This window comes from Paenibacillus sp. FSL H8-0315 (assembly GCF_038005365.1).
GTDB lineage: Bacteria > Bacillota > Bacilli > Paenibacillales > Paenibacillaceae > Paenibacillus_AQ > Paenibacillus_AQ odorifer.
This window is the reverse complement of record NZ_JBBOTA010000001.1, coordinates 3,118,908-3,139,404: the sequence shown is the minus strand read 5'-3', so window position 1 is coordinate 3,139,404 and position 20,497 is coordinate 3,118,908. Positions and strand designations below refer to the sequence as shown.

General features: G+C 44.2%; 21 protein-coding genes. 13 read left to right on the top strand and 8 right to left on the bottom strand.

Annotated features, from left to right (window positions below):
- Positions 1 to 56 precede the first annotated feature (56 nt).
- Together MHB56_RS13635 and MHB56_RS13630 are read right to left on the bottom strand one after the other, a co-directional pair.
- Complete coding sequence (locus MHB56_RS13635) at positions 57 to 1,163, bottom strand: PdaC/SigV domain-containing protein (protein ID WP_076301504.1); 1,107 nt, start codon at positions 1,161 to 1,163, stop codon at positions 57 to 59.
- Between the two features lie 185 nt (positions 1,164 to 1,348).
- The gene (locus tag MHB56_RS13630; protein ID WP_340033803.1) at positions 1,349 to 2,197 is read right to left on the bottom strand and encodes a metallophosphoesterase; all 849 of its coding nucleotides are present in this window, start codon (positions 2,195 to 2,197) and stop codon (positions 1,349 to 1,351) included.
- A gap of 108 nt (positions 2,198 to 2,305) precedes the next feature.
- Here MHB56_RS13630 and MHB56_RS13625 point away from each other — a divergent pair, with 108 nt between their 5' ends.
- The 3 genes from MHB56_RS13625 (at position 2,306) to MHB56_RS13615 (ending at position 4,747) form a co-directional block, all read left to right on the top strand.
- Positions 2,306 to 3,127, top strand: a complete 822-nt coding sequence (locus MHB56_RS13625; RefSeq protein WP_036682244.1) for a methyl-accepting chemotaxis protein — start codon at positions 2,306 to 2,308, stop codon at positions 3,125 to 3,127.
- An 80-nt stretch (positions 3,128 to 3,207) separates the two neighbouring features.
- Complete coding sequence (locus MHB56_RS13620; RefSeq protein WP_038573810.1) at positions 3,208 to 3,486, top strand: hypothetical protein; 279 nt, start codon at positions 3,208 to 3,210, stop codon at positions 3,484 to 3,486.
- A gap of 139 nt (positions 3,487 to 3,625) precedes the next feature.
- Complete coding sequence (locus MHB56_RS13615; RefSeq protein ID WP_076307563.1) at positions 3,626 to 4,747, top strand: nitric oxide synthase oxygenase; 1,122 nt, start codon at positions 3,626 to 3,628, stop codon at positions 4,745 to 4,747.
- 124 nt (positions 4,748 to 4,871) lie between these two features.
- Here MHB56_RS13615 and MHB56_RS13610 read toward each other — a convergent pair whose 3' ends face one another.
- On the bottom strand, positions 4,872 to 5,513 hold the full coding sequence (locus MHB56_RS13610; RefSeq protein ID WP_076124124.1) for a TetR/AcrR family transcriptional regulator: 642 nt from the start codon (positions 5,511 to 5,513) through the stop codon (positions 4,872 to 4,874).
- A 187-nt stretch (positions 5,514 to 5,700) separates the two neighbouring features.
- On the opposite strand from MHB56_RS13610, the gene MHB56_RS13605 reads away from it, so the two are divergent.
- Positions 5,701 to 6,453 carry an SDR family NAD(P)-dependent oxidoreductase gene (locus tag MHB56_RS13605; RefSeq protein ID WP_038573803.1) on the top strand — a complete coding sequence of 251 codons (753 nt, stop codon included), beginning with the start codon at positions 5,701 to 5,703 and terminating at the stop codon, positions 6,451 to 6,453.
- A 163-nt stretch (positions 6,454 to 6,616) separates the two neighbouring features.
- Positions 6,617 to 8,032, top strand: coding sequence for a hypothetical protein (locus MHB56_RS13600; RefSeq protein WP_341143667.1), 1,416 nt, complete (start codon positions 6,617 to 6,619; stop codon positions 8,030 to 8,032).
- Between the two features lie 67 nt (positions 8,033 to 8,099).
- Here the strand turns inward: MHB56_RS13600 and MHB56_RS13595 are convergent, their stop codons facing one another.
- The gene (locus MHB56_RS13595) at positions 8,100 to 9,590 is read right to left on the bottom strand and encodes a peptide MFS transporter (protein ID WP_341143666.1); all 1,491 of its coding nucleotides are present in this window, start codon (positions 9,588 to 9,590) and stop codon (positions 8,100 to 8,102) included.
- A 255-nt stretch (positions 9,591 to 9,845) separates the two neighbouring features.
- On the opposite strand from MHB56_RS13595, the gene MHB56_RS13590 reads away from it, so the two are divergent.
- From MHB56_RS13590 to MHB56_RS13575, 4 genes are all read left to right on the top strand, one after another.
- The gene (locus MHB56_RS13590; RefSeq protein WP_036682230.1) at positions 9,846 to 10,202 is read left to right on the top strand and encodes a nucleotide excision repair endonuclease; all 357 of its coding nucleotides are present in this window, start codon (positions 9,846 to 9,848) and stop codon (positions 10,200 to 10,202) included.
- A 134-nt stretch (positions 10,203 to 10,336) separates the two neighbouring features.
- Positions 10,337 to 11,002 (top strand): glycosyltransferase, encoded by a 666-nt coding sequence (locus MHB56_RS13585; protein WP_341143665.1) that lies wholly within the window; start codon positions 10,337 to 10,339, stop codon positions 11,000 to 11,002.
- Between the two features lie 175 nt (positions 11,003 to 11,177).
- Positions 11,178 to 11,900 (top strand): hypothetical protein, encoded by a 723-nt coding sequence (locus tag MHB56_RS13580; protein ID WP_076181874.1) that lies wholly within the window; start codon positions 11,178 to 11,180, stop codon positions 11,898 to 11,900.
- A 5-nt stretch (positions 11,901 to 11,905) separates the two neighbouring features.
- Positions 11,906 to 13,159, top strand: coding sequence for a polysaccharide deacetylase family protein (locus MHB56_RS13575; protein ID WP_076181876.1), 1,254 nt, complete (start codon positions 11,906 to 11,908; stop codon positions 13,157 to 13,159).
- A gap of 16 nt (positions 13,160 to 13,175) precedes the next feature.
- On the opposite strand, the gene MHB56_RS13570 is transcribed toward MHB56_RS13575, so the two are convergent.
- Positions 13,176 to 14,234, bottom strand: coding sequence for an endonuclease/exonuclease/phosphatase family protein (locus tag MHB56_RS13570; protein WP_076181878.1), 1,059 nt, complete (start codon positions 14,232 to 14,234; stop codon positions 13,176 to 13,178).
- Between the two features lie 155 nt (positions 14,235 to 14,389).
- Here MHB56_RS13570 and rlmN point away from each other — a divergent pair, with 155 nt between their 5' ends.
- The 4 genes from rlmN to MHB56_RS13550 all read left to right on the top strand — a co-directional run bounded on the left by rlmN (position 14,390) and on the right by MHB56_RS13550 (position 17,615).
- A complete protein-coding gene (gene rlmN, locus MHB56_RS13565) occupies positions 14,390 to 15,460 on the top strand; it encodes a 23S rRNA (adenine(2503)-C(2))-methyltransferase RlmN (protein ID WP_076181880.1) in 1,071 nt (356 codons plus the stop codon).
- A gap of 79 nt (positions 15,461 to 15,539) precedes the next feature.
- Positions 15,540 to 15,827 (top strand): DUF6509 family protein, encoded by a 288-nt coding sequence (locus MHB56_RS13560; protein WP_036682221.1) that lies wholly within the window; start codon positions 15,540 to 15,542, stop codon positions 15,825 to 15,827.
- A 222-nt stretch (positions 15,828 to 16,049) separates the two neighbouring features.
- Positions 16,050 to 16,529: a transcription elongation factor GreA gene (greA, locus tag MHB56_RS13555; RefSeq protein ID WP_036682220.1), complete on the top strand. Its 480-nt coding sequence runs from the start codon at positions 16,050 to 16,052 to the stop codon at positions 16,527 to 16,529.
- A gap of 156 nt (positions 16,530 to 16,685) precedes the next feature.
- Positions 16,686 to 17,615: an AEC family transporter gene (locus MHB56_RS13550; protein WP_076301500.1), complete on the top strand. Its 930-nt coding sequence runs from the start codon at positions 16,686 to 16,688 to the stop codon at positions 17,613 to 17,615.
- A 4-nt stretch (positions 17,616 to 17,619) separates the two neighbouring features.
- Here the strand turns inward: MHB56_RS13550 and MHB56_RS13545 are convergent, their stop codons facing one another.
- From MHB56_RS13545 to MHB56_RS13535, 3 genes are all read right to left on the bottom strand, one after another.
- Positions 17,620 to 18,462, bottom strand: coding sequence for an aldo/keto reductase (locus MHB56_RS13545; protein WP_076222381.1), 843 nt, complete (start codon positions 18,460 to 18,462; stop codon positions 17,620 to 17,622).
- 58 nt (positions 18,463 to 18,520) lie between these two features.
- Positions 18,521 to 19,729, bottom strand: coding sequence for an MFS transporter (locus tag MHB56_RS13540; protein WP_076105088.1), 1,209 nt, complete (start codon positions 19,727 to 19,729; stop codon positions 18,521 to 18,523).
- Positions 19,730 to 19,938: 209 nt separating this feature from the next.
- Positions 19,939 to 20,481, bottom strand: a complete 543-nt coding sequence (locus MHB56_RS13535) for a hypothetical protein (protein ID WP_081383190.1) — start codon at positions 20,479 to 20,481, stop codon at positions 19,939 to 19,941.
- Positions 20,482 to 20,497: the final 16 nt, after the last annotated feature.

The following is a 20,497-nucleotide window of genomic DNA, read 5'->3' as shown; positions in this document are numbered from 1 at the left end:
AACCAAAAGAGCGTCCCAGTCCTAATGACTGTGACGCTCTTTTTTACAATAGAAGTTTATTTGAAGGCAGCGAATGGGTTAGTTCCCTTTGGTAATATTGAACTGAAATTAAAGGTGTACGTAGGAATTCCAGCCGCATAAGGGGCAATTTCATACTGTTGGTAGAAGATTGCAAGGCCACTCTCGGAAACGTAGAAGTTTGGTTTTTCTGTTAGTCCGCCAGGTGTATCTGGAAAAGCTAGCTCCTTGGTGCTTTCCTTCAACATTTTATCTAATTTTTGTTTGTAGTTTGGCTCTGCCTTCAGCAGGTCCTTAAGTTCAATTGGTTTGCCGTCTTTCAGCGAGAAGGTAAATCCTTCACGAAGGGCTCCACCATGAGCTCCACCAGTATAGCCATATTGATCAGTCACGATGCTCAGAACCCCTTCACGGTTAAAGGAGACAACAAAAGTTTGAGAGAAGTCATATTTATTCTCTATAGTACCATCTCTACGGCTAGCCTGTTCTTCACTCTCTGCGACGAATTGTTCAGCTTGCTTTTTGAAGATCGCATTAATCTTAGTCTGCACTTCATCCGTTAAGCCACTGATTTTTGGATACTGTACTTTGATACTGGCATTTTTATTGCTCTTATCTAAGGTTTCAGAGGTGATTTTGATGTCATTCATTACTTTTTTACTTAGATCAAGTGATTTCAATGAAGGATTATAAACGCCTTGCACTCCTAAATAGTCAGACAACAGTTTGAACGGAACATAAATCCGGTCGTTGATGACCTTCACATCATGACTGCCGGTCATGCTATAAATGTAATAGCCATTCAGGGTTGTAATAACACCGTAATCTGAGACCTCCATGTCCAGCTTCATGGAATCGCTGCCTACACTATAAGTTTTGGTGCTTGCATTATAGTTAATGGAGAGGCCAAAAGCATCCCGTAGTACAGTTAAAGGGATCATGGTATTGCCGTTTACTATTTTCGCTTGCTGCGATAAGGTCTGGCCTTTATATTTAAGCACTACAGAGGGTTGCTGTGCGGCTTGTTTTACCGTATTTCCTCCGGTAGTTGCGGCTTGAACTGAAGTTCCTCCTACTAGTCCCGACCCTCCAAGCAATACTCCAGCAGCCAAGATGGCTGAGGTCCATTTCATACTTTTATTCATAACTTAATCTCTCCTTCCCAAGGATGGGCTTATGTAGTTGCAATATGATATTTTTTCCTCTATCACTCCTACAATTATACCTAGGTCCCAAATAGATTTGATTACAAAGGCGGTTACAGTGTTGTTGCATAGATATGCAAAAGGTATATACTTTTTAACCATTTTGTACGATTAAGACACTAGCATTAAGAATGTAAGGTAATTACGGTGAGCTCGGGGCGACAATTAAAACGAACAGGCATACGAGTTACTCCTATCCCGCGAGTGGTATAGACCTGAAGTTGGCTGTTGGGCAGTTGATATAATCCACTTGAATATTTACTTCCGTGAGGCGGGGTATATAAAGCTCCGACAAATGGAAGCCGCACTTGGCCTCCGTGGCTATGGCCAGACAATTGCAGATCTATAGGCAGCTTGCAAAAGTCATCGGCGAAATCAGGTTCATGGGCAAGGAGAATTGTGCAAGCCTCTTCCGGGATATGAAGCAGCGCTTGGGCGATGTCTGCTTTTCCGACCCAAGGATCATCTATTCCGGCAATATAGAGCTTGTCCGTACCTTGGGTTAGGACGATATGTTCATTATGGAGCACGTGGAAGCCCGATTGTGTTAGCCCTTTCGTTACAACCTTTCTGGTCCCAAAAGCATCATGATTGCCTAATACGGCAAATTGTCCAAAAGGAGCCCGCAACTGAGAGCACAAGGCTACGGCTTCTGAAATATAATCGGCTGAATGATCTAATAAATCGCCGGTGAAGCAGATCAGATCTGGCTTTACCTGTTGAATTTGCTGCGCTAGCTCCGTTAAAGCTTGCGGCTTGGAATATACCCCCTGATGTAAATCGCTAAAATGAACGATACGAAATTTATCGAAGGCTGGAGAAAGTCTAGGGAGTGTAATATCTACGTATTTGATTTCCAGCCAGTAGGGTTCGATCCAATGTGAATAGATACCGGATGCACCAGCTGTTCCAAGAAGGCCTAGAGTTACTTGAGCGCTTTTCTGTAGAAATTGTCGTCTGCTAATAGTATTCATAAACAAATCATACGCGGGGATTGTTACTCTACTATGACAATATTCATTTAATAACCCATTGTGACGATAAAACTACATATACATTTTTTTTATATGGGAGATGAAGAGATGAGTATTATCGATGCCTTAGTCCTCGCAGCACCTTATTTCAAAAAGATTCACTCGCAGGATATTATGATTGGAATCACGGACAGGGAGATCTTCCATTATTACGCACCAAGTAAAGTTATTGATCTCGGATTGGTTAAGGGTAACCCTATCCCTCCTGAAGATCTGTCGCTTTCAAATGGACTGAAAGGTATAGCAAGCTCTAACCGAATCCCAGCAGAAATTTATGGAGCTCCTGTAATCTCAACATGTGTACCTATCTACGGAACGGATGATGATGTAATCGGGGTTTTTGCCATTGCCTATACACTAGAGAACGAGAATAAGCTTGAAGGATTCACAGATGAGATTAATGAGATAAGCAGTCATCTAATGGAGATGGTGCAGAGCGTAGCTGCCCAATCTCAGGAATTATCAGCAACCTCGCAGCAAATATTAGATAATACGCGTAGAGCCGTAACAGAATCACAAGAAGTGAATAAGGTTGCCGGCTTCATTCGTGAGATTTCTGAGCAGACGAACCTGCTTGGGCTGAATGCGGCAATCGAAGCCGCGCGTGTAGGAGAGCAAGGGGCAGGTTTTGGGGTGGTTGCTACGGAAGTACGCAAACTGTCCGTTAACACTAAAGAAGCAACCCATAATATTGAAAAATCACTGAGTGATGTTCAAAAGTCCATTAAGCAAATGGAGCAAGAAATTGAAGCGATCTCTGCTTCTTCACACTCACAAGCAGAATTGGTCACTGAATTCAGCGGTGTCATTGAGCGCCTGAATAAAGCGAGTAATGAAATGACGTCCTTTATGCAATCCATTATCCAGTAGATAGTGAATGCATAAGATGACTTCACCCAAACCATGCTAGAAGAGAACAGGCGCATTTCAGAAGGGAGCGTATTTCATTTATGAAACAACCCGATTCCAGTCTGCAAGCGAATGACAATGTAACTCAAGCCAAAAATTCTTTGGGCAAGCTTCATTTCTCTGTCTCTCAGGCACTTAGTCATCCAACAGAACAGACTTTGGCACAGGCTGAGAACCGCCTGGCACATACTGAGCAGGCGATTCAGCAAGCTCAGGACTGGCTAGGTCCTCAAGGTGTGGAGTTGGCTGAAGAACTGTTGACCGAGGATAAGAGCAGACTTGCCTCATTGAATAAGCAAGGGAAACGTTCAGAGCGCTAAATGTTCCTGCCACAACCTGTGAAGCTCCAAGCTTCACGGGTTGTTCTTATGCGCTTTTCCCTGAAAGATGTGGCATAGGAAGAGGGATGTTATACTGGATTGAGAGTTTAAGCAAGGGTTTAGATGGGGGATAAGGGATATGAATGGCAAGCACATCGAAGAATTAACCCGGCAGGCGGAAGCTTTCATTCGACAATGTTACGCTGAACTAGACAAGTCTGAAGCCGAGACGGATCATCGCATCCTAGCCGTACATGAGGAAATTAACCAATCAGGCAGTTACACACATACAACGGAAGAATTAGCGCATGGTGCAAGAATGGCCTGGCGCCATAATAGCCGCTGCATTGGGCGTCTTTTTTGGCAATCCATTGAGCTAATCGATGAACGCCAAGCAGAGACTGAGGAACAAGTTGCTGAAGCGTTGCTGCGACATCTGGAAAAGGCGAACAACGGAGGACGTATTCGTTCACTCATCACGGTCTTCCGCAGCGGAGAAGATCCGAATCAGCGGATTCGGATCTGGAACCACCAATTGATTCGTTATGCCGGTTATCCTGGCGATGAAGAACACGGACGTGCAGGCGATCCGGCATCGGATGAATTCACAAAAATGTGCCAGCAACTAGGTTGGCAAGGAACGGGTGGCGATTATGATGTGTTGCCGTTAGTGATAAGTATTGGCAACGGGCATCCCTACGTTTTCCCTATTCCTGATCACTTCATTCAGGAGGTACCGTTAACACATCCTGAAATTGAACGTTTTGCTGAGCTTCAGCTTCGTTGGTATTCTGTACCCATCATCGCGGACATGCAGTTGGAAATTGGCGGTATTCTGTACACGGCTGCTCCTTTTAACGGTTGGTACATGGAGACTGAAATCGGCTCGCGTAACTTGGGGGATACCGGACGATACAACACTTTGCCAGCTATAGCTGATGTGATGGGACTGGATCGCTCCAGCAACACAACGCTTTGGAAGGATCGGGCGCTTCTTGAGCTGAATCGCGCAGTGCTGCATTCCTTCAAGCAAGCAGGTGTCAGCATTGTGGATCACCATACAGCAGCAGATCAATTTGTTCGATTCCAGCAACAGGAGAACGAGCAGGGGCGCCAAGTCTCAGGGCGCTGGTCCTGGTTGATTCCGCCTATGTCACCCTCGTCTACACCGATTTGGCATGATCGTACGTTAAAAGAATATGATTTCAGCCCTCGTTTTCTTTATCAACAATCACCCGTCGCAACCTGCCCATTTCACTAGCTAACGAAGGCAGTATATAGGTCGCAACTTGAATCTGGATAGAGGCAATTTCCTTGGAAATGTCTCTTTTTGTTTTGACTATAGAAAAAGCGCCAAGTTCCCCTCCTAAGGAAACTGGCGCTTTTTAGGCTTTTAAATGATCCAGAAAAATTTGTTTAAGCAGCTCAAGCTGATCGTCGGAGTCTAGATCCGATTCCAGCAGGAGAATGTTTTTTTTCATCGTTAGTTTTCTGGAAAAGAGGGCAAAGCTATTCATGAGCGTAATTAAGGTCTCTTTTACGGGGAGACCCGCACGAATAGAGCCGTCTTCTACCCCATTTTGAATGATCCTGGAGTATTCATGCCAAATTTTGCGGTTGAGTGCATTGAAGCTCAGAACATCCTCAACAGGTTCATTTGAGTGTGAGGCGTAGCTTTCGAAATTGACCATAAAAATAATACTTAGATGATTTTGATCCTGAATAAAGAAATCAAATAATTTCTCGATTTGTTCAAGACAAGTAAGGGGCAAGTCAGCTACGTATTTAAAATGATCGAGCATAGGCTCCAGCATTCGGGTGGCTACAGCCACTACGAGTTTTTCTTTTCTGGGAAAATAGCGAAATAACGTCGCAATCCCGATATTGGCTTCGCTTGCGACATCTTGCATCGTCGACTTTTCGATTCCTTTTTGTGATAATACTCGTTCTGCGGATTCGAGGATCGTAATTAATCGTTGCTGCTTACCATCGGATCTTTCTTTTTCGTATCGTGTTTTAGGATTCATGAGGGCTAGACCCTTCCATTTTTTGATTGGGATTTTTAATTATTAGTATTATATCCACCGTTTATTGGATTAAGCAAGGAGTGGTTGTAGTTCTTTTGTAAAAATGATATGATGTATATCACAATGATAGTGTGACTATCATCACTCAAATATTATATCACAATACGATTATAGAGGAGACCTAATTATGAATCGTCTAACTAATAAAGTAGCAATTATTACAGGTGCAGGCAGCGGCATGGGCCGTGAAGAAGCCCTTTTATTGTCCAAAGAAGGTGCTACAGTTGTAGCCACTGATATTAACGAGGCTGCCGTACAAGCAGTTGTGAAGGAAATTGAAGCAAATGGTGGTCAAGCAGCAGCTTATGCACATAATGTGGCTTCCGAAGAAGACTGGATCAAGGTTGTAGAAGATGTGATTAGCAAGTTCGGGAAAATCGACATTTTGGTAAACAATGCAGGGATCTCATTCCCGGTTCAATTGCTCGAATCCACTGTTGATCAATGGAACAAAGTAATGAACATCAACGTGAGCAGCGTATTCCTTGGCATGAAGCATGTTGTTCCTCAAATGAAGAACAATAAAGGTGGTTCCATCGTTAATATTTCATCCATCGCAGGTTTGACTGGCAGCAGCGGTGCTGGTGCTTATACAGCTTCTAAAGGTGCAGTTCGTATGCTAAGTAAAGCAGCAGCTGTAGACTTTGGTAAAGATAACATTCGTGTGAACTCTGTTCACCCAGGATTTATCGAAACACCAATGAGTGCTGAATTTGTAAATAACGAAAAAATGCATAGCTTCTTTATGTCTCAGACTGCGCTGCCACGTGTTGGACGTGCTTCTGAAGTAGCTGAAGCTGTATTGTTCTTGGCTTCTGATGAAGCTTCTTACATTACTGGTGTTGAGCTGCCGGTTGATGGCGGAGTTGTAGCTAAATAATAATCTCTAATTAAGAAACATTAAGAAGCCGTCCCATACGTAGATTTTCTCTACGCGCGGGACGGCTTCTTTTGCTGTTTTAGGCCCATTTCTACTGAACATTAGCCTACACCCCTGCATACCATATAGCACTCGGATAGTAGGAGAAGGGTGTGGTGCAGAGATGGGCATCCAGTTAACAGCGCTCCATTATGTATATCTGGCATTTATCGTATTTATAATGGCACTTCTGATCAAGAGACGGGACACAACGATGATCTGTATTGCGGGCATCTTTGTACTTGGGTGGTTAGCCACAGAAACTGTCAGTGGTTCGGTCACAGGTGTATTCAACTCTTTTGTATATGCAACCAAGGAGCTAATGGGTACGATCATGATTATTTCGATCATAGTAGCCATGAGCCGGGTATTAACACGCACGGGGATTAACGAGATCATGGTTGCTCCACTTACCCGCTTTTTGCGCACACCGTTCATAGCTTTTTGGGGGATCGGTCTGATTATGATGGTCACCTCATGGTTCTTCTGGCCTTCACCCGCAGTGGCCTTGATCGGGGTTGTGCTGCTGCCGGTTGCCATTCGAGTGGGACTGCCGGCTCTTGGAGCGGCGATGGCAATGAATTTATTTGGCCACGGGATTGCGCTCTCAGGTGATTACATTATTCAAGGTGCACCTAAACTAACAGCAGATGCGGCCGGACTTCCTGTGACCAGTGTCATGGAGGCGAGTGTTCCGCTTGTAATTGTTATGGGCGTGGTGACTACGATAACGGCGTATTGGATGATGCGCAGAGATCAGAAGAAGGGAACTTGGCGAGACGGGCTTATAGCCGGGAAAAGTGCCGTGAGTGCGTTATCTGTAGAGAATGATACGGCAGAAGATTCAGCGGTGATTCATCCAGCATTGAAACAATGGCTGGCCATCGCCATTCCCATCCTGTTTTTAGCCGATGTAGCAGGCATGTTCCTGCTCGATTTGCAGGGTGGAGACGCAACTGCCTTAGTTGGTGGTACTGCGGTGTTCATTCTGGTTGTAGTAACCTTGTTGGCACATCGTAATAAAGGATTGGAGCAAGTAACTTCTTATCTGATTGATGGACTTACGTTTGGCTTCAAAGTATTTGGTCCTGTGATACCGATTGCCGCTTTTTTCTATCTGGGGGATTCGGCGTTTGCTGAATTATTCGGCAAGGTGCTGCCCGCCGCATCTCAGGGGATTGTAAATGATCTAGGGGTCGCTCTAGCGCATAACGTTCCTCTGAACGGCGCAGTGGGTGCTGTGACCGCAACTATAACCGGAGCCATTACAGGCCTAGATGGTTCAGGGTTCTCGGGCATTTCACTTGCCGGGTCTATTGGGAAATTGTTTGCGGTGGCCACACATTCCGATGCGGCGACTTTAACTGCGCTGGGTCAGGTAGCTGCAATTTGGGTAGGTGGAGGCACGCTGATTCCGTGGGCATTGATTCCGGCCGCCGCTATTTGCGGAGTAAGCCCCTTTGAGCTGGCGAGACGGAATGTTAAGCCTGTACTCATTGGGCTGGTAGTCACGACGATTGTCGCCATGTTTCTGGTGTAGAGGCTGGATAACTATAGGAAACCAAAAAAAGGCTGCCGAGAAGATCTCGGGCAGCCTTTGGATGTCTTTAATGTATCCCTTTCATGAAATTCTGAATTTTGGAAGAGAATAGGAAGAGGATAAGCGCAAGGATAAGGGCCACTCCACCAATTACTCCAAAGTACATCATTTCGGTATCCGGGGTATAGAACTTCACAATCTGAGCATTAATTGCTTGGGCAGCGGCATTCGATAAGAACCACATACTCATCATTTGAGCGGTAAAAGCCGCCGGTGCCAGTTTGGTCGTTGCTGATAAGCCCACAGGGGACAAGCATAACTCCCCGATTACAATGATAAAATAGCTGAGTACCAGCCATAATGGATTCACAAGTGAATTAGCTCCACCGAAATAAGCAGGTACTAGAATCACCAGGAAGGATAAACCGGCAAACAATAAACCAAGCGAGAACTTTTGCGGAATCGAGGGTTGACGGTTACCGAGCTTTAACCACAACCAGGCAAATATAGGTGCAAGAGTGATAATAAACAGCGGGTTAAGCGATTGGAACCAAGCAGGAGAAATGTGTAAACCTGCAAAATCCAATTGGGTCCGTTTATCAGCAAAACTAGCTAGAACTGTGGAAGTCTGCTCTTGAATCGCCCAGAACATAATCGATGCGATAAATAAAGGAATGTATGCGAGAATTCTTGACCGTTCAACGGCTGTTGTTTTGGGACTGCGGTACATCATAATGAAGTACATCGTTGGAATAAGTAAGCCTAACACCCCTACTATTTTTATTAATGTTTCAAAGGTAAGCACTCCGGTAAGAATGCCGATCGTAATCAAAATCGCAAGTACAACTAATCCTACACCAATCCAAGTAAAGATTTTTTTCTTCTGATCTGCAGGAATAGGGTTGTGTACAATCGTACCGGCCAAACCCAGACTTTTTGTGCGAGTCATAATATAAACGACTAGTCCAATAAACATTCCGACTGCGGCAATCGAGAAACCTAGATGGAAATTATTCATGCCTACTGCGCCAACAATTAGTGGGGAGAGAAATCCTCCCAGGTTGATGCCCATATAAAAAATGCTGAAGGCAGCGTCACGGCGGTTATCCTGCTCGCTATAAATTTCGCCGACAATACTTGAAACATTGGGTTTCAGTAGACCCGTTCCGAGTACGATTAAAACCATCGAAGCAAAAAACAATGTGGTATTGCCTGGAATAGCCAGTAGTATATGCCCGAACATGATTAAAACGCCGCCGTAGAAAACAGCCCTCGAAGTCCCGAGGAGCCGATCCGCAAGCCAGCCTCCGATGATCCCTGACATATATACAAGCGATCCATAGATAGACATAATAGAAAGTGCCATATCTTCAGGTAATCCGAGACCGCCTTGGCTCACTTCATAATACATGTAGTAGACAAGGATAGCTCGCATGCCATAATAAGAGAAACGCTCCCAAAATTCTGTGAAGAAAAGGGTGAAAAGTCCCTTAGGATGTCCGAAGAAACCCTTTTGCGGGACGCTATCTACTATTTTTTGCCGGTCTGTTACTGCCATGAATCAAATCCTCCTAGATGACAAATATCTATATATCATGATGCAAACGCCTCTATTTTATTTATAATCCTCTCCTGTCTAAGACCGCAACCCTTGGGCAGGAAGGTTTTGAATAATGCCATATTTTTTAGTGATATTTCCATTAGATCAATCAAACTTGCTTTTATTGTATTTATTTGACTGCGCCAGATTGAATGGTCTTACTTAGCGATTTATGATACTATTTACTCCTATATAGAAAGAGGACGTGAGCTAATGATCAACATAACGATTCCAAAAGCGGATGTTAGTATTACTAAACAAATTAACCCGCAGTTAAGCAATATTTACGGATTTACGGACTTTCACCTGATTCCGAGAGATTACGGCGGTATCTTTATGTTCTACAATGATCAGGATGAGTTGTTGTTTGTAGGTAAAGCGAGAAAGCTAAGACCAAGAATTAAAAAACATTTTGAAGACACCGTATCTGACATCAAGCAACATCGGGACGAGGTCACCAGAATTGATGTGTGTTTAATCGAAAGTCCAGTTCATAGAGAGATCTATGAAACCTATATCATTAATGAACTGAAATCTAAATACAACGTAGATAAAGTGATGTTTAGATAAAAGTAAGACCCAGGCACCGTCCACGTGATGGTGCTTTTTTGTGTTCTGAGAATAGTTGCGAATGAAATGGAAGTAAAGGTGCACAATATACAAGATATTCAAATCCATCACTGTTCACAAGGAGATAGGTCATATTGAAAAATAAGTATTTGATGTTGAAGCTAACCTTATTGTGTATGTTTCTGGTTGTAAGTGTTACACCTACAATTGCCGATGCTGCAGCAGCTAAAGAGAAAAAGAGCTCCCACAAGCAATGCTTAACCCCCTCCGTAATTGAGCTTAAGGATAATCTTAGGAAGTTATGGATCGATCATGTGGTATGGACAAAGAACTACATTGTTAGCGCCTTTGCAGATTCTGAGGACAAGGATGAGGTACTGGCAAGGCTGTTACAGAATCAGCAGGACATAGGGGATGTCTTTAAACCGTATTACGGTGAGGCAGTTGGAGATAAGCTGGCTCAATTATTGCGGGAGCATATTCTTATTGCCGGAAAAGTTCTAGGTGCTGTAAAGGCTGGAAATCAGGCCGATGTGGAAAAATACAATAAAGAGTGGTATGCCAACGCTGATGACATTGCCAAGTTTCTTAGTAGCCAGAACCCCAAATATTCTTATGAACAATTAAAGGAAATGCTTCATGAACATCTGGAATTGATTACTGATGACGTGACAGCTAGAGTTAAAAAGGATTGGGATGCCGAAATTGCCGCATTTGATAAAGGGCTGGAGCATATGATCATGTTCGCAGATATCTTAACCGAGGGATTGATCAAACAATTTCCCGATAAATTCAATTGAAATCAAAGCACCCGAAGGGGTGCTTTTTTTATTTTGCAGAAGAGAATAGGTCTTTAGGTGCATTTCAGAAAGTTAGATATAAAGGCTCACTTACATACAAGATAAGTAAACTATAATAGACTCGTGGGCACTCGACATTTTTTGACATTTTTTTATAATTGAGGTGATAAAATCGATGATTTCCCCCTTTTTTAAAAAGAAAGATTCAGTAGATAAGCAATCCAAGTCGGATATGGTTCAAAAGGTACAATTATTAGATGAACAGGTCGAAGAAATAGAAGAAAAGACCTCAGACGAGACTATAGCTGGATTGGTTACTACAGGCAAAGCTCAGCTTGATAAAAAATCACTCGATTTGATCTTCTCCGTGGAGCAGATTATTCAGGCCAGACAACATGCGGAGACCAATATTAATGAGCTTCAGGATCGGTTAACCCATTCCAGCAGTCATGTGGAGCGCTTAAACCGGGATATGAAGAACCTCAATAAGGTTATTGAGGAAAGAGAAAAGAATGTCCGCGAGCTTGAGCATAAGTTGATTGAGAGAAATTTGAAGGTCGATCAAGTGCTGGAGGATTACCGGGAGCTTCAAACTACGCTCACAGCTGAGATTGAGGAATTGAAGAGTACCATTGAGCTGGAGCAGCAAAAATATGTAAATCTGATTCAAAAACATAACGAAGCCCATGCAGAGAAACTCAAAAAGATGAATGATCTGGAAGAGAAAATCGGACGGGTTGAGATTGAGAATGCACATCTAAAACAAAAGTACGATACGATTCGCCAAGAAAAGGCGTATCTCTCGGGTATGATCAGCGATTTCACCAATCGGATGACGGTTCCTTTTGGGAGTGGCAGTAGTCTGACGGATCGAAACGATGGAAACGGAGATACATAGGATTCATGGCATCTAAGGAACCGGACACCATTCTAATGATTGAGTTACTGTCGCTTGAGCATGAACAGGCCGGTTATCAGATTGAGGTAGGTCTAACCCGTAATGTTGGGTACGCAAGAAGCAAGCTCACCATAGATGAATTTACATACGAACAATTGAAGGCGCTAGGTCCCTTTTCCGGAGGGAGAATGAGATTGTCGCTGTATCCGAAGTGGGATCCGTTTCGGAATAGTTACTACAGCACGCTGATTATAATGAACAGAGCTTACAGCGAAACATTGTATTTTGCCTGTTCTGAAAATTATGTAACCCAACTTCTTCAATTAAAGCAGCAGGACTATCCTCAAGCAGAAGAGGAGAGGGTAGTTCAGACCATGCTTCCCTCTACAGAACCAGGGCATAGGATAAGCAGAAAGAAGACCAAACGAATTGGACTGGTTGCACTGCTGTGTCTCATGTTCGCTTGTTTGATATTTGTGTTACCTCTGCGAATGGATGGACAACTCGTAGATAGTGCTGAAGCGCTGGAGGAACCCGTATTAGGGGCCGACTCTGAGCCATTACTTTCGGTACCGTTCGTTACCCTTGCGCAGACGATATCGGTTCATAACCAGCAAGCCGAGCCTACACCAGAACCTTCAGTCCCTCCTCAAGAACAGACATTACCGTACGAAAAGTATGAATTACCCGAGAATGAATTTTTGTATAGTTTGCCAAAGGGTTATGTTGCCTTGTCATTTGATGATGGACCGTCAAAGTATACGAAAGAGATCGTAGATATTCTAGTAGAACATAAGGTGGCTGCCACCTTTTTATTCATTGGGAATAAGGTAGCTCATAATGCGGAAGCCGTTAGGTATGCTAATGAGCATAAGATGTCGGTTGGGAGTCATTCGTGGGATCATAGCAAAATGACTGCTAATGGCGTTGAGGAGAACCGGATTAACTTGGCGAAGACTAATCAGGCGCTGGAGCAAATTACACAATCACCGATTACTATTTTTCGGCCGCCATATGGGGCGATTAATGACAAGTTAACCGCCAAGGTGACGGAACAGCAGATGAAGGTATTATTGTGGAATCGTGATCCCGAGGATTGGAACGTCAAGAACCCAGAGGATATTCTTCAATATGTCCATCATGCCGATCCGTCCGGCGGAGTCTATCTATTTCACGAAAAGAAGATTACTGTAGAAGCTTTGCCCGCTATCATTAAGTATTTCCAAGAGAAAAACCTGAAATTTGTTGTTTTTAAATAGAATCAGAGAATCCATGTTATTGCAGAATAAAAGTGGCTGTTACAGGGTTGTGATCACTGTGTTCGAAGGATAACTCATGACCCTGTACGCCGCTTATGCTGACGTTTGGTGAGACTAGAAAGCCATCAATCACTGCGCGGAAATTCACACCTTCTGTATAGGCAACATCGAGCGTCCGGACGGAGGGTACCTTGGCATCTACAGCCCACTGAAAGCCCTGTTGAAAATGTTCAGGGAATTCTTGCAGCCATTGCGGCCAATCCTGCGTTGTCTCGAAAGCATCAGGAGCTGTACCCGGAAGGGAATGGTTCCAATCTCCCCCTAAGATGAGGTAGTTCCCTTTGTCATTCTCCTTCTTGATATAAGCCGATAAATACTCCAATTGCTGTTTGCGAATCGTTCCGCCTTGGTCAAAGGCTGATAAATGAAGATTGACTAGAATCAGTTCTTTTCCATTATCAACGGGGAATCTGCTCTCCACAAAAGCACGGTCGAGATCAAACTGTTGGCGAGGCCAGGTTTCTTTGCCCGGGAGATCATATCTAATATTACTTGTGCTGTTAAAACGGGATAAAGTTAATAAACCGCTGTTCACCGAGCCCATCGGATCAAGAACAGGAAGCGGTACCCAAGGTACCTTGTAGTTGGTCGCGAAAACATTGCTGTAATCAGCGAACTTATTCGACAAGTAAGAGACTTCATCTATACCGTTGCTACGGGAAGAATCGATGTCGACCTCCTGCAGCATGAACAGGTCCGAGTCTGTAACTGTCATAAGGGACGCTACGGCCTCAAGGTTTATCTTCGTTTGTTCCCTACTGCTTGAGCGTGACTTTGTTCCGCCATCCATAAAGAAATCTTGGCCTTTATCCAACCCGGCGTAGCCAATATTAAAGGTAGTTACAGAAAAGGACTCTCCCTGCTTCATTACTTGCTGCGGATTATTGTTTACAGTAAGTGTAGTAATCTCCTGTGGTTTATAGTCAGTGAGAGTAATATACACTAAAAAACCGCCAAGGATTAGAACGGCAGCTAGAAGGGTGAGGCTGATTGCTTTTATTCTTGTTGAACCCATGTGATTCCATCGCTCCTTAGATACATGTTCATAGAACAGACTTTAATGGTGTAAACTTCGACACAACCCAATAACTCCCCTTGTTTTAATAAAAAAAATTTGAGACAATGAGTAGTGATGTTCTGAACTTTAACGTTTTGAAAAGAGGATAACGAATGAATATAGAATCCATTTATGGATTAACTTTTGATCAACTGGCGGCATGGCTGTTAGAACGTGGACATAAAAAGTTTCGGGCTACGCAGGTCTGGGATTGGCTTTATCGGAAGCGGATTACAGACTTTTCGGAAATGCTCGATGTAAATAAAGATTGTGTAGAATTATTAGAGCAGAATTTTGTCATTCATACCTTGGAAGAACATGTGAAGCAGGAATCTGCGGATGGAACGATTAAGTTCCTGTTCCGTCTAAAGGATGGCAACCTGATCGAGACCGTGCTTATGAGACAGAAATACGGCTTGTCTGTATGTGTAACCACGCAAGTGGGCTGCAATATCGGCTGCAGCTTCTGTGCAAGTGGGCTATTGGCGAAGAGCCGGGATCTCTCCAGCGGAGAGATTGTGGAGCAGATTATGAAGGTCCAGCAGCATCTGGATACGGCGAACCTGGATCAAAAGGTCAGTCACGTCGTAGTGATGGGCATTGGCGAGCCATTCGATAACTTCAAGAACCTGCTCGATTTCCTGGCGATTGTCAAAGATCACAAGGGACTAGCAATTGCGGGTAGAGGGATTACCGTATCAACGAGCGGATTGGCTAACAAAATCGTTGAATTTGCGGATGCGAATACGCAAGTGAACCTGGCGGTTTCTTTGCATGCCCCTAATAATGAATTGCGGACGCAGATCATGAAGATTAACAAGGCCATTCCAATAGAGAAGCTAATGGAGTCTATAGATTATTATTTGGAGAAAACCAAGCGGAGAATTACGCTGGAATACATTCTGATGAAGGATGTAAACGACGGCAGAGAGCATGCGCTTGAACTGGCCGAGCTGATTGGCGATCGACGCCCGCTCGTCAATGTGAATTTGATTCCTTATAACCCGGTGGATGAACACAGCCAATATCAAAGAAGCGAGCGGGAGACGGTGCGGGCCTTTTTTGATACCTTGAAGAAGCAGGGTGTCAGCGTAAGCACTCGTCTGGAGCATGGTGTGGATATTGATGCTGCCTGCGGACAGCTGCGAAGCAAACAAATCAAGAAATCCAAAGCCATGGCTTGACGGACTACCTCGACAACAATATGTTACTTTTTGTGATACAATGACGTGGCAGGTATTAGGAAAAGAGGTTGATTGAGTTATGTTGACATTTACGGGCTACAATGTGGAGAATGTAAAAGATCCTTTCGGTATACTAACCGGTAAACGGTATGAATTTGTCGTTCAACTGGACGTTCCAGAGGATGATGAGCTGTATGTAGAGAACGGAGTATCCGCTAGAGCGATTATTAAGGTGGATGAAGATCAAGTCAGCATCGTAAGTTATGATCTACAGGAGACAACTTCAGGTCAACTGCTCGATTTCGATATGGAAGAGGACGAGGAAGAAGCGTTACTCCTTTTTTGTAAAGAGCATTTGCCAGAATAATTAAGCAGCATTGACCTCCTTGCCCAATGTTCAATTGTGGCAGGGATTTTTTTAAAATATAAGCATTTATATGTTTTGTACTTTAAAGTATTTTTATATTTCTATGAGAAACGGTTGTCGTCCTTTAAGGACGACAATGTTGTTTCTTCTTGTAAGATCTTTCGCAAGTTTGGGATATATCGGTTAAAATATTATAAAGCATCCAAAATAGGAGTTGTATACATGTCTAATGAAGAAGTGTTCTTGACCAAAGAAGGGTTGGCTCAATTAGAGGAAGAGCTGAAGGAATTGAAAGGCGCAGGGCGTAAGGAATTGGCCGCACGGCTTAAATTGGCGATCAGCTATGGAGACTTGAAGGAAAATAGTGAGTACCATTCGGCCAAGGACGATCAATCGTTCATGGAGACTCGTATTATGATTCTGGAGAAAATGTTGACCAAAGCCAAGATCGTGGATGAGAGCCAAATGGATCTGTCAAAGGTTAGTATGGGTTGTATTGTTATTCTGAATGACATCGAATATTCGGAGAAGATCGAATATAGAATTGTTGGAGCTGCTGAGGCAGATGTTCTTAATAACAAGATTTCCTATGAAAGCCCGCTAGGCAAGGAATTGCTGGGTAAAAAGGTCGGCGATATTGTTAGTGTAAATGCACCGATGGGCATCATTAAATATGAGTTGCTTGAGATCAAAATGATGTAACAATATACCGAAAAGCTCCCAACCCTTTGTAAGGGTTGGGAGCTTTTTTGCTGGTTTGATAGGTTTTGGCTATGAGGTATATTGATTTCATATCTTAGACGTTCTGTGCTGTTGCGCTTATAGTTTGAAGTAACCTACAGCAGAGGAGTTCTATTCATGATCCAAAGTGTGTTATCGACGTTATACCAAGTCATCGTGCCTTTGTCCATTCCTGTGATCGTGGGTGCGCTACTTGGGCGGTTTAAGAATCTGGATACGAAGCCGTTATTGACGCTTTATCTATACTTTTTAACGCCGGCAATTATTTTAAATACATTGGCTACTGCCGAGATATCCATGAATGATATTTATAAGACGCTCACCTTTTCGCTTCTAAATCTAATCTTCTTATGGGCGATTGCGAATATAGTCGGCAAATTATTGAAGCTAGATCCATCCGAAGTATCCGGTCTGACCTTGATTTCAACGTTTACGAATAGCGTGAATTATGGACTTCCGCTGGTGTTGCTAGCTTTCGGACAGCTTGGTCTCGATAAGGCCTCTGTATATGTGATCGGACAGATGATTATCGTGAATACGATAGGTGTTTATTTTGCAGCAAGATCTCAGTTCTCGGTAAAAAATGCAGTAAAATCGGTCTTTTCACTTCCTGCCATTTACGCAGCTCTGTTGGCCCTTTTTCTCCGTATCTTTGGCCTGCATTTGCCGGCAGAGGTGGCTACAGGGGTTGCCTTGGTAGCTGGAGGATATTCACCGGTGGTACTGGCGATCCTTGGCGCACAGATGGTTAAAGTGAGAAACATGCCATCCGCACGCAAGGGTCAGTCTACTTTTTGGACTGGGCTGTCGATTCGATTAATCTTAGCGCCGCTAGTGGCTTACCTCGGATTATCGATCCTGCAAATTACCGGAACCTTGTTCTCTGTGCTGCTGATTTTGGCTTCTATGCCAGTTGCCGTCAACGCCGTCGTGCTAGCCGAGCGTTTTAATGCCTCACCGGAGCTGGTATCCAAATGTATTTTGTGGACGACGCTTGCTTCGTTTCTCGTGTTGCCGGTGCTTATAGTGTTAGTGCAAGGTGCGTAATCCCTTAGAAATCAAAATGATCTGGGTCTGGACCTACCCGCTGATCTTGGTTGAGAGAGTTAATTAGAGTCATATCCTCGTCAGATAATTTGAAATCAAACACGTCTACATTTTCGATGATCCGGTGTTCTTTAGTAGACTTAGGAATGGTGATAATCCCCCGTTGCAGGTCCCAACGGACAATAACCTGAGCGACGGATTTGTCATGTTTGACGGCAATTTGTTTCAGTACAGGCTGATCGAACAATTGACCTTGCATTAACGGAGACCAAGCTTCTAATTGGATTCCTTGCTCTTTGCAGAAGTCGAGCAGCTCTTGCTGATTCAAATAAGGATGTAATTCAACTTGATTGACCATCGGCTTAATCTCAGCATCCTTCAGTACATCTTCAAGATGGTGAATCTGGAAGTTGCTGACCCCAATGGCTTTTACCCGGCCCTCTTTATACAACGTTTCAAGCGCTCTCCAAGACTCTTTATATTTTCCTTTTACAGGCCAGTGAATAAGGTACAGATCCAGGTATTCAAGTCCGAGTTTAGCTAAGCTAGTCTCGTAGGCGGCAATGGTTTCTTCGTAGCCCATATCTGCGGTCCAGACCTTTGAGGTTACGAAAAGCTCTTCTCTGGACAAGCTGTTCTCTTGCAGAGCCTCTTGGATGGCTTGTCCCACGCCTGTTTCATTCTCATAAATTGCGGCAGTGTCAATGCTGCGGTAACCGTGTCTAATAGCGGATTTGATCGCTTGTATCAGTTCTGCGCCTTCTTCCACTTTAAATACGCCAAGCCCTAGCCAAGGCATATTTACACCGTTGTGTAATGTAGTTGTATCCTGTAGATGTTGAGCCATAATAAAGTAACCTCCTAAGATATTTAAAAGTTTGTTTGGGTTGTTAATGGACTGCTCTTTAAGCAGCTTTAGTCTGGAGAGGAGCCTCATCTTTCTTCTCCAGAGCACGGCTCCATGCCGTTAGTAATACAGCGGACAGAACCATGATGGCACCTACCCAAGTGGTATGAATCAGTCCCATATGATCTGTGACGATGCCGCCAAGGTACGCACCAATGGCAATACCAGCGTTAAAAGCAGCAATATTTAATGCAGAAGCTACATCTCGTGCACTTGGCGCATATCGATCTGCAAGCGTAACGACATGTACTTGCAAGCCGGGCACGTTCATGAAAGCTAACAGTCCCATAAAGAAGATCGTAATCAGTGCGGCAACCTTGTAAGGTGCGGTAAAAGCTAAGACAAATAAGACGACAGCTTGGACTGCAAACATATAGAATAGAGCATTCATCGGTTTGCGGTTGGCGGCTTTACCTCCAATCACGTTCCCGATGGCAATCGCAATGCCGTATACAAGCAAGATTACGGCGACTGTATTCTCTTTGAAGCCGCTGATCTCATGCAGAAGGGGTGATAAATAAGTAAAGACTACAAATGTGCCCCCATAGCCCAAAGCCGTAATTGCGAAGGCAAGCAGTAAACGCCCATTGGTGACCAGCTTAACTTGCTCACGAAGGGGTGTATGGGTGCCTTTGCGCAGCCCGGATGAAGGAACAAGGATCAGATTGCCGATGAGTGCTATAAGCCCGATAGCAATAATAGCAACAAATGCAGCACGCCAGCCGAGTTGTTGGCCAAGGAACGTACCTAGTGGAACGCCCGTAACAGTAGCTACTGTAAGTCCAGTGAACATGATGGCAATGGCACTGGCCTTACGATCCTCAGGCACGAGATCGGCGGCAATAGTCGAAGCAATCGACATGAACAAGCCATGGGCCAGAGCGGAAATTACTCTCGCGATTAACAGCAATGTAATTCCGTCCGCAGCCGCCGCAAGACTATTGCCGATAATAAAGACGATCATAATGCTTAGCAGTAAGGTTTTGCGCGATATCGACGTGGTTAGCGACGTTAAGATGGGTGCGCCAAAAGTTACTCCTAAAGCGTATAAAGTAACGGTCAACCCGGCTGTGGTTACCGGTATATGCAGATCCGTGGCGATTAGAGGCAGCAGCCCCACACTGATAAACTCAGTGGTACCAATCGCAAAGGCACTAATGGCTAGAGCTAAGAGCGCCAAGGTGCTTCTTTTTTTATCTAAGGACATTTCTTTCACTCCTACGCTGTGTTAATCACCGGCCGGTAAGTGCTATTATGAAGAGATCTGTCCATTAAGTATAGTACGTACTTTAAAGTGCTATAGGTACTAAAAAGTACCTATAGCGCAACTCGCCAAACCGCAAAAAGCATGGGCACCCTGATCTCGTCAGGTTTGCCCATGCTTTTTGCTATGCTTGTTATATAGTCCCAATAGGGTTAACGAGACCGTTGTTTGAGGTGGCGCCGTTTAGTTGTGCCTTTGTTAGTGGCGTGCCCACCCGATCCTCCACCAACCGCCTGCTGCTGTCTTGTTCCTGGGCTTTCAATAGCGGAGTTTGTTCCACCGGTGCTGAACGTTCCGCCTCCGCTTGCTACCTGAGTTGCGGAGGCATTCTGGCTCCGTTTAGGCAGTTTAACCGTCTGGGTATTGATAACGACCACAACTTCTTTGCGATACGGATATAATAAGAGGGGCTTAGCTTTGCCGCGTTTGTAGCCCCCGCTGCCTAGGTTAGTCGCATCACCGCCTGCGCCGACACTTTGTTGTTGGCGTGTATAGGGAGAAGCAATGGCGGCATTATTGCCGCTTGCGCTGCTGCGCCCTGCACCGCTTGCAATTTGTGTAGTGTTGGGGGCGTTCGTATATTGATTATTGATGACAAAGACTAATCTGTCCACTCCGTGGAGTGGGGTCCTTGTAATTATGCGCCGTTTTCCTTTTTGAATAATGACAACGATCCGGTCTCTTTTATAGGCCACCCATATTCACTCTCCC

What these genes read in the sequence shown, in the direction of transcription:
- MHB56_RS13635 (WP_076301504.1), bottom strand. Translation starts at nt 1,163, where the DNA reads ATGAATAAAAGTATGAAATGGACCTCAGCCATCTTGGCTGCTGGAGTA.
- MHB56_RS13630 (WP_340033803.1), bottom strand. Translation starts at nt 2,197, where the DNA reads ATGAATACTATTAGCAGACGACAATTTCTACAGAAAAGCGCTCAAGTA.
- MHB56_RS13625 (WP_036682244.1), top strand. Translation starts at nt 2,306, where the DNA reads ATGAGTATTATCGATGCCTTAGTCCTCGCAGCACCTTATTTCAAAAAG.
- MHB56_RS13620 (WP_038573810.1), top strand. Translation starts at nt 3,208, where the DNA reads ATGAAACAACCCGATTCCAGTCTGCAAGCGAATGACAATGTAACTCAA.
- MHB56_RS13615 (WP_076307563.1), top strand. Translation starts at nt 3,626, where the DNA reads ATGAATGGCAAGCACATCGAAGAATTAACCCGGCAGGCGGAAGCTTTC.
- MHB56_RS13610 (WP_076124124.1), bottom strand. Translation starts at nt 5,513, where the DNA reads ATGAATCCTAAAACACGATACGAAAAAGAAAGATCCGATGGTAAGCAG.
- MHB56_RS13605 (WP_038573803.1), top strand. Translation starts at nt 5,701, where the DNA reads ATGAATCGTCTAACTAATAAAGTAGCAATTATTACAGGTGCAGGCAGC.
- MHB56_RS13600 (WP_341143667.1), top strand. Translation starts at nt 6,617, where the DNA reads ATGGGCATCCAGTTAACAGCGCTCCATTATGTATATCTGGCATTTATC.
- MHB56_RS13595 (WP_341143666.1), bottom strand. Translation starts at nt 9,590, where the DNA reads ATGGCAGTAACAGACCGGCAAAAAATAGTAGATAGCGTCCCGCAAAAG.
- MHB56_RS13590 (WP_036682230.1), top strand. Translation starts at nt 9,846, where the DNA reads ATGATCAACATAACGATTCCAAAAGCGGATGTTAGTATTACTAAACAA.
- MHB56_RS13580 (WP_076181874.1), top strand. Translation starts at nt 11,178, where the DNA reads ATGATTTCCCCCTTTTTTAAAAAGAAAGATTCAGTAGATAAGCAATCC.
- MHB56_RS13575 (WP_076181876.1), top strand. Translation starts at nt 11,906, where the DNA reads ATGGCATCTAAGGAACCGGACACCATTCTAATGATTGAGTTACTGTCG.
- MHB56_RS13570 (WP_076181878.1), bottom strand. Translation starts at nt 14,234, where the DNA reads ATGGGTTCAACAAGAATAAAAGCAATCAGCCTCACCCTTCTAGCTGCC.
- rlmN (WP_076181880.1), top strand. Translation starts at nt 14,390, where the DNA reads ATGAATATAGAATCCATTTATGGATTAACTTTTGATCAACTGGCGGCA.
- MHB56_RS13560 (WP_036682221.1), top strand. Translation starts at nt 15,540, where the DNA reads ATGTTGACATTTACGGGCTACAATGTGGAGAATGTAAAAGATCCTTTC.
- greA (WP_036682220.1), top strand. Translation starts at nt 16,050, where the DNA reads ATGTCTAATGAAGAAGTGTTCTTGACCAAAGAAGGGTTGGCTCAATTA.
- MHB56_RS13550 (WP_076301500.1), top strand. Translation starts at nt 16,686, where the DNA reads ATGATCCAAAGTGTGTTATCGACGTTATACCAAGTCATCGTGCCTTTG.
- MHB56_RS13545 (WP_076222381.1), bottom strand. Translation starts at nt 18,462, where the DNA reads ATGGCTCAACATCTACAGGATACAACTACATTACACAACGGTGTAAAT.
- MHB56_RS13540 (WP_076105088.1), bottom strand. Translation starts at nt 19,729, where the DNA reads ATGTCCTTAGATAAAAAAAGAAGCACCTTGGCGCTCTTAGCTCTAGCC.